Genomic DNA, 11,985 nt, shown 5'->3' with positions numbered 1-11,985 from the left:
GCCTCAGGTCTTTGGCGCCGGGTTGTCTTGCCGGTAGGGGCTGTGTTCGGACAGGATATATGCACGATCCTGGGCGATATGATTCTGTTCCTGGGTCAAAAACTGTGCAACAGCGCGCTTCAATCCCGGATCCGCAATCAGGTGGGCTGAATGGGTGATCACCGGTTCGTAGCCGCGCTGAATTTTATGTTCGCCCTGCGCGCCGGCTTCGACCGTTTTCAGGCCGTGTTCAATTGCGATATCGATTGCTTGATAGTAACAGGTTTCGAAATGCAGAAGCGGGGTACGGTCCACTGTTCCCCAATTGCGCCCGTAGAGCGTTTCCGAACCGATCATGTTCAGGGCCCCGGCAACCATTTCACCGTCATTGAACGCACAGACCAGCACAGTGCGATCACGCATGCGATCATGAAGCAGTTCAAAGAAATCACGGGTGAGGTAAGCCTGACCCCATTTGCGGTCAGTTGTGTCGTGATAAAAGTGATAAAACCGGTCCCAATGATGGGCTTTAAGGTCATCACCACGCAGCGCCTTAAAGCTGTACCCGGCCTCAAGAACCTGTTTGCGCTCCTTGCGCAGGTTCTTGCGTTTTCGCGAATTCAGGGCACCCAGAAAATCATCGAAATTCTGATAATCGCGGTTGCGCCAATGATACTGCATGCCGATGCGCCCCAGAAAACCTGCTTGCGCCATTTGCTTGCTTTCATCTTCGCTGCAAAATGTGACATGCAAGGTCGCCATGCCCAGCTTTTCGGGCAAAATCGTCAGGCCGTTGATCAAGGCATTGCGTACAGCACCGGGATCGGGCTGGTCGTTGGCAACAAGCAGCCGTGGACCAGGCACGGGAGAGAATGGCACAGCTGATTGCAGCTTCGGATAGTATCGCCCGCCGGCCCGTTCATAAGCTTCTGCCCACGCCCAGTCGAAAACATATTCGCCATACGAATGGGCCTTCACGTAAAGCGGCACAATCCCGATTACCGCACCTGTGTCGTCCTCTGCGACCAAATGGAAGGGCTGCCAGCCGGTTTCGGCCGTGGTAGAGCCGCTGTCTTCCATTGCCGACAAGAACGCAAAGCTGACAAAAGGGTTGTCGGCCCCGGCGCACTTGTCCCAGTTTGTTTGTCCGATTTGATGAATATCGGTGACGGTTCTGATTTCGACAGGCAAAACATGCTTCCCGAAGCGGGTTCAAATGGATGTCATCGACCCATCAAAGGGGCCTGAATCTTATACGCAATAGCTGGTATATGCGTTCAGAAGATAGGCGCAATGCACATTTACGCAAGGGAAAGCCTTTGACGGAAGCGCCTCTAGGTCCTATTTCATTGTGCCACAGACCGTTTGGAAACGGTTTGAAGACACAAAACGGCTCGGGAATTTTCCCGTGTCGCCCTCGCGAAGAAAAGGATGGTGCGCCGTGAACAGCAAACTTTCGTTGGAGAAGGACAAGATCAAGGTTGTCCTGCTCGAAGGAATCCATGAAAACGCTGTAAAGATGTTCAAAGAGGCCGGCTACTCTAATGTCGACCATTACCCTGCTGCGCTTGATGCCGACGAACTGAAGTCCGTTGTCTCCGAAGCGCACTTTTTGGGCATTCGTTCCCGCACCAAACTGACCGAAGACGTTATTGATGCTGCATCCAAGCTGACTTCGATTGGCTGTTTCTGCATCGGTACCAATCAGGTGGATCTGCAGGCTGCGGCGATGCGCGGCATTCCGGTGTTTAACGCGCCGTATTCCAATACCCGTTCGGTGGCCGAACTGGTGCTGGGACAGATCATCATGCTGCTGCGTGGTATTCCCAAGCGTAACGCTGCCGCCCATGAAGGCGATTGGCTGAAAAATGCCCATGGCTCATACGAGGCACGCGGCAAGACTTTGGGTATTATCGGCTATGGCCATATCGGTTCGCAGCTTTCGGTGCTTGCGGAATCGCTTGGCATGAACGTGATTTACTTTGACGTGGTCAACAAACTGGCCATGGGGAATGCCAATTCCTGCTCGTCGATGGATGAACTGCTTGAGAAGTCCGATGTGGTTTCCCTGCACGTTCCGGCCAACGATCAGACCAAGAACATGATCACGGCGACCGAAATCGCCAAGATGAAAAAAGGTGCGCATTTGATCAATGCCGCACGCGGCAATGTCATCGTGATCGAAGATCTGGCTGCTGCGCTTGAAAGCGGTCATCTGGCAGGTGCAGCGATTGACGTGTTCCCGGTTGAACCCGCAGGCAAGGACGAGCAGTTCGAAAGCCCGCTGCGCGGCATGAGCAACGTCATCCTGACCCCGCATATCGGTGGTTCTACCCAGGAAGCACAGGAAAATATCGGGATCGAGGTAGCCGACAAACTGATCACCTATTCCGATAATGGTTCGACCCTTGGTGCCGTGAACTTCCCGGAAGTGTCGCTGCCGGTCAAGGATCGCACCCATACCCGCTTCATGCATATTCACCGCAACGTGCCGGGTGTGCTGCTGAAAATCAACGATGTGTTTGCCCGTCGTGGCATCAACATCAGCGGCCAGTACCTGCGTTCCGAAGGTGGCGTTGGTTATGTGGTGGTCGAGGTCGACGAGGAAATCAAACCGGGCGAGGGCGTTCGCAAGGAACTCTCCGGGATCGAAGGCACGCTTCGTGTCCGCTTCCTGTTCTGATGCGAACAGACTCGGTTTTCAAATGATAAAGGGCGGGGGCCAGAAGGTTCCCGCCCTTTTTGTTTCTCGGAAATCCGCCGGTCTAGAGCTTGCGATACATTACCAGTGCGTCGGTTTCACCCAGGGTCGGGTGCATGAAGGCACCGGGCAGACGACCGACAATCTCAAAGCCCAGTTGCGGCCACAGGTGAACGGCGGCGGCATTGCTGGCGATCACGAAGTTGAACTGCATCGCACGGTACCCCAAATCCTTGGCACGCAGGAGCGAGTCTTCACACATGCGTCGTGCAATCCCGCGTCCACTTGCTGCCGGTGCGGTCATATAGCCGCAATTACAAACATGCGATCCACCGCCGCCCTGGTTCTGGCGGATGTAATAGGTGCCAACGACCGCGCCGTCTTCTTCTGCCACCAGTGTCACCTTGTCCTTGCCCATCCAGTAGGCGATCACGTCATCATCGGTCATGTCGGTATCAATGGCATAGGTGTCGCCAGCGCGCAGGATCGGGGCGACGATATCAAGAACGGCAGGGATGTCGTCTTGGGTAGCAGGGCGGATTTGCATTGGTGGACTCGTTCTGGTGGGGGGGTATCTTTGGGGTTTGAAATCAGGGCGTGGAACCAAGCGAACGATGGTCGCCCATCAGTGTTTCTTCAAGGATTTCCGGATCAACTTCAAACGGAAGTTTCGCGCGTCCCGTCAGGGCCTTGGCCAGTTCGTTGCGATAACGTTCGCGCGGGATTTCCTCGACCCCGAACTGCTTGAGGTGATCATTTACAAATTGCGTATCAAGCAGGCTGTAGCCACCTTGGCGCATCAGCGCAACCAGATGGACCAATGCCACCTTTGAGGCGTTGGTTGCACGCGAAAACATGCTTTCACCAAAAAATGCCTTACCCAGACTAACACCATACAGACCACCAACCAGTTCCCCGTCCTTCCATGCTTCGATTGAATGGGCGCAGCCCATCTTGTGAAGCGCGCAATAGGCATCAAGGATGTTGCTGTTGATCCATGTGTCATCGCGGGTGTCGGTGGGTTCTGCACAGGCGCGAATTACATCCGGGAAGGCGCGGTCGACATGGATTTTATAAGTACCCTTGCGCACGGCCTTGCGCAGGCTGCGCGGGACATGAAACCCGTCAAGCGGCAGGATGCCGCGCCATTCCGGATCAATCCAGTAAAGCGTTGGATCGTCGTGGCTTTCGGCCATAGGGAACAGGCCGACGGAATAGGCTCGGATCAAAAGATCAGGGGTCAGCTGGTTTGACATGATCGCAGTGATAATTGCTCTGTTCCTGTGTGTCTGGTGTCTGTTTACATATGAGTTACCCGGCCGGTTCCGACAAGGTTGTCACACAGCCCAGTCTGAACCCATCCCCGATTATAGGGAAGTCAGATTAACAGTTTGATGAGCACATCAGACAAAAAAACGGGAACCCGAAGGTTCCCGTTTGAAATCTGCCAAAACACTGATTACAGCGTTTTATTCATGCCCATGAACTTTTCCAGCCAGTGGATATCGTAATCCCCTTTCTGGATGTCCGGATTGGCAAGAAGGGTTTGATGCAGCGGAATGGTGGTCTTGATGCCGCCAATCGCATACTCAGCCAGCGCACGGCGCAGGCGCATCATGCATTCTTCACGATCCCGGCCATGGACAATCAGCTTGGCGATCATGCTGTCATAATAGGGCGGGATCGAATAGCCGGTATAGATACCACTATCAACACGTACGCCCAGACCGCCCGGCGCATGGTATTCCTTGATCTTGCCCGGTGACGGAACAAAGGTCTGCGGGTCTTCGGCATTGATGCGGCATTCAATGGCGTGACCATGAATTTCAAGGTCTTCCTGTTTGAATGACAGTTCAAGACCGGCCGCAACCCGGATCTGTTCGCGCACAAGGTCAACACCGGAAATCATTTCGGTGACCGGGTGTTCCACCTGAAGGCGGGTGTTCATTTCAATGAAATAGAACTCGCCATTTTCATAAAGGAACTCGATCGTGCCGGCATTGCGGTACCCCATGCCAATCATGGCATTGGCCACGGTGGAGCCGATCCGTTCGCGTTCTTCCGGCGTCAGGGTCGGAGACGGGGCCTCTTCAAGCACCTTCTGGTGACGACGCTGCAAGGAGCAATCGCGTTCAAACAGGTGAACGGCGTTACCATGCATGTCACCAATGACCTGCAGTTCGATGTGGCGCGGTTTGCCAAGATACTTTTCCATGTAAACGGCGGCATTGCCAAAGTTCTGCAATGCTTCCTTACGGGTCATGGAAAATGCCTCGGCAAGGTCCTCTTCGCGCTCAACGACTTTCATGCCGCGACCACCGCCGCCGCCTGATGCCTTGATCAGGACCGGATAGCCGATCTCCTTGGCGCATTTGCGGGCTTCGTCAACGGTGGTGATTTCACCATCAGACCCCGGAACGCACGGAATACCAAGCTTTTCGGCAGTTTGTTTTGCCGTGATCTTGTCACCCATGGTGCGGATATGTTCCGGCGTCGGGCCGATGAAGGCAAAGCCGTGCTCTTCGACCATGGAAGCAAAATCGGCACTTTCCGAAAGGAAGCCATAACCCGGATGGATGGCCTCGGCCCCGGTGATTTCAGCCGCCGAAAGAATGGCCGGAATATTCAGATAGCTGTCTTTGGATGCTGCCGGGCCGATGCAAACCGATTCGTCGGCCAGACGCACATGCATGGCGTCTGCATCAGCAGTGGAATGCACCGCGACAGTTTTGATGCCCATTTCGCGGCAGGCGCGCTGAATACGCAGCGCGATCTCACCACGGTTGGCAATCAGGATTTTGTCGAACATGCGGTTGATACCCCGACTTATTCAATAATGACCAGCGGCTCGTCATATTCGACCGGGTGGCCGTCGGTCGCGATAATCTGGGTGACCTTGCCCGATTTCGGTGCGCGGATCGGGTTGAAGGTTTTCATAGCCTCGATCAGCATCAGGGTCTGGCCTTCGCTTACGCTGGAGCCGACCGAGATGAACGGTGCAGCGCCCGGTTCCGGTGCGAAGTAAACAACGCCGACCATCGGCGACTTGACAGCGCCCGGATGCGCACCTGCATCTGCCGGTGCGGCAGTAGCCGGTGCCGCAGCCGCCTGTGCCGGCGCAGCAGCGGGTGCGGCCGGAGCAGCAGCAACCATGGTGCCCTGACGGGCGACGCGAATACGGTTGTCACCTGCGGCAACTTCAATTTCGGTCAGATTGGTGTCGTCCAGCAGCTCTGCGAGCTGGCGAATGGCGTCATTGTCGATGTTGAACTTGCTCATTTCGATATCTTTATGATGGTGTGTGGATCAATCCGCGCATGGCATCCAGGGCGTCATTGTTGCTCCGGGAGCCAAAGCCATAGATCATGCCGTGTAAAGCTTTCGAGACGTATGTGTCGTGTCTGAATGCATTCCGCTTTTGAATGTTGGACAGATGAATCCCGAGTTTCGCCGTGGTCGATTTGGCGAAAGCATCAAGGATCGCAACCGATGTGTGCGTATATGCCTTAGCATTACCAAGAATGCCAGAGTCTTCTTGTCGGTTTTGTCTAAAACCAGTCAACTCGTTCACTTCCATTCTTGCTTCGGACCATCTGTCGCATATCTGCCCGCAACGTGTTTCGACTGTCAAATCAGCGTCTGAACTGCGAAGCGACAGCGACCAGCATGCCCAACATTTGGAGTTGCGTTTATAACATGACTAAAGTCTGACGCAACTTTGCAGTCGCCATTGCGGTGTGGTCTCATCCGGTCGCATATGCCCGGAAAAGACCGGAGGCCTGACACTCAATGGCGAAAAGCCATGCAAGACAGCTTGCCTAAGGCGGACGTGCTGCGCATACTGCGCGGCAATTGTGAAGATTTTGATACCAAAGGGATGAAGCGAAAAGATGCGTCTGACGATTAACGGCGAAGACCGCACCATCGACAATGCCGAAAACGTTGCCGAACTTCTTGGCGAACTGGGAATCGCCCAGACAAAGGTCGCGGTTGAGCGCAATCTGGAAATCGTTCCCAAGACAGCCTATGGGGAAACCCCGCTTGCCGACGGTGACAAGTTTGAGATCGTCCACTTCATCGGTGGCGGTTCACATGAAACCGGTCTGGCGGCTGCCGACGATGACGGCTTTGTCGTTGCAGGCAAGAAATTCTCTTCGCGTTTGCTGGTCGGAACGGGCAAATACAAGGATTTCGAAGAAACCAAAATTGCGATTGAAGCATCTGGTGCTGAAATCGTGACGGTTGCCGTCCGCCGCGTAAACCTGACGGATCCAAATCAGCCGATGCTGGTCGATTATGTCGATCCGAAGAAATACACCTATCTGCCCAACACTGCTGGCTGCTTTACCGCGGACGATGCGGTGCGCACCCTGCGCCTTGCACGTGAAGCTGGCGGCTGGAATCTGGTGAAGCTTGAGGTGCTTGGCGATCAGGCCACACTTTATCCCAATATGCCCGAAACGCTCAAAGCTGCCGACGCCCTGATCAAGGACGGCTTTGATGTCATGGTTTACTGCAGCGACGATCCCATTCAGGCCAAGATGCTCGAAGACATGGGATGTTGTGCGATCATGCCGCTGGGCTCGCTGATCGGGTCGGGCATGGGGATCCTCAATCCGGTCAATATTGCGTTGATCAAGGAAAACGCCAATGTGCCGGTGCTGGTTGATGCCGGGGTCGGGACTGCTTCGGATGCGGCGGTTGCCATGGAGCTTGGCTGCGATGGTGTTTTGATGAATACCGCCATCGCCGGGGCAAAAGACCCGATCCGCATGGCGCGCGCAATGAAGCATGCCATCATTGCGGGGCGTGAGTCCTTCCTTGCCGGACGCATGCCCAAAAAGAAATATGCCGATCCATCTTCGCCACTGGCCGGAATTATCTAGCCGGGATTATCAGGCGACTTGATCGCTGCAACACTTAATGCAAAAGGGCCGTTTCGATATTGAAACGGCCCTTTGTGTTTTTGGTAAAACTTCGAAACGACCAAACTGCAAAAGTAGGCAGTTTGTATTTCAGTAGCGATCCCTGATCAGGATGCTTCTTTCAGTCCGGCATCGACCAGCGCGTTGACGCGATCCATGTCAGCACCGGAAACCATCGTGCCATTGATCAGGAAGGCAGGTGTTCCTGAAATGCCGACTGCACGGGCCATGGCTGCGTATTGCGCGATCATGCCGGTGATTTCGGGGGCTTTCATATCTTCAAGCATCTGATCAACATCAACACCAACGCTGGCAGCCAGTTCATTGATGTGGTCCTGATCAAGAAGCCCGCGGCTGGTCATGAAGGCTTCGTGTGTTTCCATGTATTTGCCCTGCTTGGCAGCAGCCAGTGCTGCACGTGCCGCAAGACCGCTTTCTTCGCGCAGGATCGGGAATTCGACAAAGATGGTGCGGACCTTGCCATCACTGTTTTCGGCAATTTCCTTCACGCCATCAAAGGCGCGTTTGCAATAGCCACAATGGTAATCAAAGAATTCGATCACGGTTACCGGGGCATCGACCGGACCGACAGAGGGAACGGAACTGTCCGCAACCAGTGCATCCCAGACCGGCGTGATGGCTTCTGCTTGCTGGCGGGCCTGTTCGCTGGCCTGCCATGTCTGCACGTTTTGAATAGCGCGCAAAAGAACGTCCGGGTTCTCAAGCAGATACTGTTCGATAACACCTTCAATCTCGGTCTTCTGTTCGGTGCTAAGTGCATCTTGCGCCAGTGCCGCGTGGGAACCAAACAGCATGCCGAAACCCAGTGCGGTGCCTGCAATAAAACGCTTTGTGAAATGAGAACTCATAGGGCGTCCTTTTGTTTTGGTCAGTCGGTGACGTTATGGTCCTGACCCAGATTGCAATTGATGGTTGTTGATACGTGATCTGGTCGCTAACGGGAAAGTAAAATATGCGTTAGATGTGTGACACTGTTCTCGCTTGCGACATGGTCCTGACCTGAAACAAGCCCGATCCAGACAAGGCGAACTTCATCCGCAGCCGTATCTGGCCAATAACGGCGATACAATGTCGACAGATCAAAATACTCGCGGTGCCATTCGCCGTAGCGCACGGAATATTGTCCAACTGCCATACGGACTTCCTGGTCCATCGTCGGTTTGCCCGATCCAAGGTCGCTTTCAGTCCAGCTTCCTTGCGTCTGACGTCTGAAGCCAAGGACAAGCTCGACATCGCCCACCTGGGCTGCACTGTTGAATTGCCAGTCAAATGACAAGAACGGCGAGGCCAAAACGATGACATTGGTCCGACGGCCGATCTCGAATGCGCCAAGTCCCGGTCGGGCAGCAAGGGCGATGCGACCGTCCTTGTCTTCCCATTCAAGTGGTGCCGGGTTGCTGTCCTGAGGCTGATGAACCTGCCAGTAACGTGGTGGATTGCTTAGCGAAAACGGCGCATAGAGCAGTTTCAGGTCGCCACTGACATCCACACCCGCACCCGGAAGGGTACAGCCAGCCAGCCCCACAGATCCCAGCAGCCCCAGCACCACCATCATAGATTTAAGGCGTCGCGCACCGGGAAATGTTCGGGTGTTGCGCAAACTGGCGGGCGGGGTGTCAGGCGTCCTCAATTGGCTTTATCCTTGCCCGGAATGCCCTCAGGGTTGGTGGCCTGCAAAATATCTTGCGCACGTAACCAGGCAGCGGTGCCCTTATCAAGTTTCCGGTCCGCCTGAACAGCGTGATAACTTGCTGCTTGTCTGTCACCGGTCAGAAGGCTGTATTCTGCTTGCGAAAGCGATGCTTCGCCTTCATTACCCAAACGGTTTTCGACGATTGCACGGAACCGCCACGCGGAAGCGTTGCCGCGCTCACGCGACAAGGCGCCGATCAGGTTTTCCTTGGCAGGGGCAAGATATGCCTCATCGCCGGTTTCAATCATCGCATGCGCCAGCAGGAGCCGGATCAACGGCGCGCCGTTCGATAGCTCTACTGATTTTTGCAGCGGGGGAATGGCCTCGCGGGCGCGGCCGAATTCCAGAAGAATCTGGCCTTTCAGCTCTTCAAAATAGGCATTGGACGGTTCCTCGGCAATCAGGCCGTCAATCAGTTCCAGCGCCGGATCAAGTTGCGAATCCCGGTAATAGGCAATCGCGCGGGCATAGCGCGCAGAAATGCTGTTGTCACTTTCGGGATAGGTGCGCATGGTATTTTGAATGTGGCTGGTAAAGGCAAACAGCTTGGCGCGCATGCGGGCATGGCGTTCATACAGTTCCGGGCTGACCTTGGCTTCCTTGAGCGACGAGTTCGATACATAGTTTTCAAGGAAATCAATACGCTCAATCGTAAGCGGGTGGCTTCGCAGATAAGGGTCCTGGCTGGATGTGCTCAGCAATTCCTGACCTTCAAGGGTCTGCATGAATTCAAGCATACCGCGTGATGAAATACCGGCTTCGGTCAAGTATTTAACGCCGGCTTGGTCTGCACTGCTTTCCTGCGTTCGCGAATAGGCAAGAAAGTTACGGGTTGCCACGTTCTGACCGCCAAGAATGGCGGCCGTTCCAACGTCGGAACGACCCGCCGCAACACCGGCTGCAACACCAGCGATTGTCGACAGGATCGAAATTGCCGACGCATTGCGCAGCTGGTCATGGACGCGCGAAAGATGGCCACCGGATATGTGGCCCGTCTCGTGGGCGATAACGCCGATAACCTGTTCGGGAGTCTCTGCTTTTAACAACAGCCCAGTATTGATAAAAAGCTTTTGGCCCCCGGCAACAAATGCGTTCAAGCTGTTGTCGGAAACGATATAAATGGACACGCCACTCGGATCGAGGCCAGCTGCCCTGAAAATGGGCGTGGCATACATCCGGAGGGTTTCTTCGATCTCTGTATCGCGGATAAAAGAACGACCCTGTGCGAAAACCGTGCTAGGCAGGGCAACAAGGAAAATGGCAGTGAGAGTAATAATGCGTCTGAGCAAAATGTGCGTTCCATATTTTCGTTCGACTGAAGTCGGTGCCGTGCCGACGCGCAAGCCATCATGGCGGATCGCGGTCGCAATCGCAATGGCTGCCGGTCTTGCCGCATGTAGTGCTAATGAAACAGAAAATATTGGTCAAATAGGGGCAGTCTCTGGCTATTTCGGCGGCGTTGTCGCCGATGAACCACGGGCAGTTCGCAATGCGCGTGATGTTTTGTCTGCCGGTGGCACGGCGGCCGATGCTGCTGTTGCGCTTTACGCGACGATGACTGTGACCAAGCCCTCGGTTGCCGGAATCGGCGGTGGCGGTGTTTGCGTTGTGCATGATCGTGCGACGCAAAAAGTCGAAGTTCTTGATTTCTGGCCGCGTCCGGGGACACGCACTGGCTCTGACCAGACGCCAACGACCATTCCAGCGGTCCCGCGCGGCCTGTATGCGCTAAGCGCACGCTATGGCCGTTTGCAGTGGGGATCCCTGATCAGTGCGGCAGAACAATATGCCCGCCTTGGTGTGCCGGTCTCGCGCTCGCTGGTCAAGGATATCGAAGCCAACCGGGCACGCATCGAAGCAAGCCCCGCTCTGCGCGCAACCTTTATGCCCGATGGCAAGATGCTTGAAGTGGGTGATCGCATTCGCCCGGTCAACCTTGCTGCGCTTCTGACCTCTTTGCGCGTCAAAGGGCCAGGCGAATTTTATAATGGTGCGCTGGGCGCAGATATTGCCAATGCAGTGCAAGCAGCTGGCGGGACGCTGACTGCCGACGACATGCGCAGCTATCGTCCGCAGTGGAAAACGGCGACCGAGGTCAAGGTTGGCAACGAAACGCTTTATCTGGCTTATCCGCCACGCGCGAAGTCTGGCGCAAACGTGATCAGCGGTGGCAGCGAACTGGCCGATATCCTGAACCGTTATCTGGCCGATATCGCATCGGGCACAGAGGCCGCGCAGGCCAATGCCGGTCGCAGTGGTTTTGTTGTCATTGACCGTGCGGCCAATGCAGTTGCGTGTATGACGACCATGAACACGCCCTTTGGTGCCGGGCTCGGGGCAGATGCGTTTGGCCTTAACCTTGCTGCGGGTGACGCGAACATGATTTCGACCCCGCTGATGGGACCGGCATTGATGGTGAACCCGTTTGTCTGGGAATACTATTACGGCATTGCTGGCACGGGTACTCCGGCAGGGGCGACCAAGCAGATTGCCACCATGGCCGAAGACCTGATTGGCAACGGTGCAGCATCTGGGATTGCGATGAATTCCGATGGCCCGTCTTCGGTCAATGCCATCAAATGCCTTGAAGGTACGCCGCCCCATCCGGAAAGCTGCCAGTTCCTGGCCGACCCGGTCGGCGGCGGCATGGCCGGAACCCGATAGTC

12 protein-coding genes are annotated in these 11,985 nt (G+C 55.2%); 3 read left to right on the top strand and 9 right to left on the bottom strand.

All coding sequences use genetic code 11. The features are described from left to right. Positions 1–3 precede the first annotated feature (3 nt). Positions 4–1,170, bottom strand: a complete 1,167-nt coding sequence (locus AUQ43_RS16560) for a GNAT family N-acetyltransferase (RefSeq protein WP_062957429.1) — start codon at positions 1,168–1,170, stop codon at positions 4–6. 250 nt (positions 1,171–1,420) lie between these two features. On the opposite strand from AUQ43_RS16560, the gene serA reads away from it, so the two are divergent. Further along, positions 1,421–2,662 carry a phosphoglycerate dehydrogenase gene (serA, locus tag AUQ43_RS16555; RefSeq protein ID WP_062957428.1) on the top strand — a complete coding sequence of 414 codons (1,242 nt, stop codon included), beginning with the start codon at positions 1,421–1,423 and terminating at the stop codon, positions 2,660–2,662. A gap of 82 nt (positions 2,663–2,744) precedes the next feature. Here serA and AUQ43_RS16550 read toward each other — a convergent pair whose 3' ends face one another. The 5 genes from AUQ43_RS16550 to AUQ43_RS16530 all read right to left on the bottom strand — a co-directional run bounded on the left by AUQ43_RS16550 (position 2,745) and on the right by AUQ43_RS16530 (position 6,257). Then, on the bottom strand, positions 2,745–3,227 hold the full coding sequence (locus AUQ43_RS16550; protein WP_062957427.1) for a GNAT family N-acetyltransferase: 483 nt from the start codon (positions 3,225–3,227) through the stop codon (positions 2,745–2,747). A gap of 43 nt (positions 3,228–3,270) precedes the next feature. Then, the gene (gene aat / locus AUQ43_RS16545; protein WP_062957426.1) at positions 3,271–3,936 is read right to left on the bottom strand and encodes a leucyl/phenylalanyl-tRNA--protein transferase; all 666 of its coding nucleotides are present in this window, start codon (positions 3,934–3,936) and stop codon (positions 3,271–3,273) included. Positions 3,937–4,139: 203 nt separating this feature from the next. Beyond that, positions 4,140–5,489 (bottom strand): acetyl-CoA carboxylase biotin carboxylase subunit, encoded by a 1,350-nt coding sequence (accC, locus tag AUQ43_RS16540; RefSeq protein ID WP_062957425.1) that lies wholly within the window; start codon positions 5,487–5,489, stop codon positions 4,140–4,142. A gap of 17 nt (positions 5,490–5,506) precedes the next feature. Then, entirely contained in the window at positions 5,507–5,959 is a 453-nt protein-coding gene (accB, locus tag AUQ43_RS16535) for an acetyl-CoA carboxylase biotin carboxyl carrier protein (protein ID WP_062957424.1), read from the bottom strand. 10 nt (positions 5,960–5,969) lie between these two features. Beyond that, positions 5,970–6,257: a type II 3-dehydroquinate dehydratase gene (locus tag AUQ43_RS16530; RefSeq protein WP_062957423.1), complete on the bottom strand. Its 288-nt coding sequence runs from the start codon at positions 6,255–6,257 to the stop codon at positions 5,970–5,972. 313 nt (positions 6,258–6,570) lie between these two features. Here AUQ43_RS16530 and thiS point away from each other — a divergent pair, with 313 nt between their 5' ends. Continuing rightward, positions 6,571–7,566 carry a sulfur carrier protein ThiS gene (gene thiS, locus AUQ43_RS16525; RefSeq protein ID WP_062957422.1) on the top strand — a complete coding sequence of 332 codons (996 nt, stop codon included), beginning with the start codon at positions 6,571–6,573 and terminating at the stop codon, positions 7,564–7,566. A 146-nt stretch (positions 7,567–7,712) separates the two neighbouring features. On the opposite strand, the gene AUQ43_RS16520 is transcribed toward thiS, so the two are convergent. The 3 genes from AUQ43_RS16520 to AUQ43_RS16510 form a co-directional block, all read right to left on the bottom strand. Next, positions 7,713–8,474, bottom strand: a complete 762-nt coding sequence (locus AUQ43_RS16520) for a DsbA family protein (protein WP_062957421.1) — start codon at positions 8,472–8,474, stop codon at positions 7,713–7,715. 86 nt (positions 8,475–8,560) lie between these two features. Beyond that, positions 8,561–9,256 carry a hypothetical protein gene (locus tag AUQ43_RS16515; RefSeq protein WP_232310718.1) on the bottom strand — a complete coding sequence of 232 codons (696 nt, stop codon included), beginning with the start codon at positions 9,254–9,256 and terminating at the stop codon, positions 8,561–8,563. Further along, the gene (locus AUQ43_RS16510; RefSeq protein WP_062957420.1) at positions 9,253–10,494 is read right to left on the bottom strand and encodes a M48 family metalloprotease; all 1,242 of its coding nucleotides are present in this window, start codon (positions 10,492–10,494) and stop codon (positions 9,253–9,255) included. The genes AUQ43_RS16515 and AUQ43_RS16510 overlap by 4 nt, the downstream gene beginning before the upstream one ends. A 100-nt stretch (positions 10,495–10,594) precedes the next feature. On the opposite strand from AUQ43_RS16510, the gene AUQ43_RS16505 reads away from it, so the two are divergent. Next, positions 10,595–11,983 (top strand): gamma-glutamyltransferase, encoded by a 1,389-nt coding sequence (locus tag AUQ43_RS16505; protein WP_062957419.1) that lies wholly within the window; start codon positions 10,595–10,597, stop codon positions 11,981–11,983. Positions 11,984–11,985 lie beyond the last annotated feature (2 nt).

Source organism: Thalassospira sp. MCCC 1A01148, from assembly GCF_001613795.1.
In the GTDB taxonomy this organism is placed as follows: domain Bacteria; phylum Pseudomonadota; class Alphaproteobacteria; order Rhodospirillales; family Thalassospiraceae; genus Thalassospira.
The sequence above is the reverse complement of the archived record's forward strand: the minus strand, read 5'-3'. Positions and strand labels throughout refer to the sequence as shown.

Bases quoted from the DNA above. Each gene is read 5' to 3' on its own strand.
- AUQ43_RS16550 (WP_062957427.1), bottom strand. From the start codon at position 3,227: ATGCAAATCCGCCCTGCTACCCAAGACGACATCCCTGCCGTTCTTGAT.
- aat (WP_062957426.1), bottom strand. From the start codon at position 3,936: ATGTCAAACCAGCTGACCCCTGATCTTTTGATCCGAGCCTATTCCGTC.
- accC (WP_062957425.1), bottom strand. From the start codon at position 5,489: ATGTTCGACAAAATCCTGATTGCCAACCGTGGTGAGATCGCGCTGCGT.
- accB (WP_062957424.1), bottom strand. From the start codon at position 5,959: ATGAGCAAGTTCAACATCGACAATGACGCCATTCGCCAGCTCGCAGAG.
- AUQ43_RS16530 (WP_062957423.1), bottom strand. From the start codon at position 6,257: ATGGAAGTGAACGAGTTGACTGGTTTTAGACAAAACCGACAAGAAGAC.
- thiS (WP_062957422.1), top strand. From the start codon at position 6,571: ATGCGTCTGACGATTAACGGCGAAGACCGCACCATCGACAATGCCGAA.
- AUQ43_RS16520 (WP_062957421.1), bottom strand. From the start codon at position 8,474: ATGAGTTCTCATTTCACAAAGCGTTTTATTGCAGGCACCGCACTGGGT.
- AUQ43_RS16510 (WP_062957420.1), bottom strand. From the start codon at position 10,494: ATGTATGCCACGCCCATTTTCAGGGCAGCTGGCCTCGATCCGAGTGGC.
- AUQ43_RS16505 (WP_062957419.1), top strand. From the start codon at position 10,595: ATGCGTCTGAGCAAAATGTGCGTTCCATATTTTCGTTCGACTGAAGTC.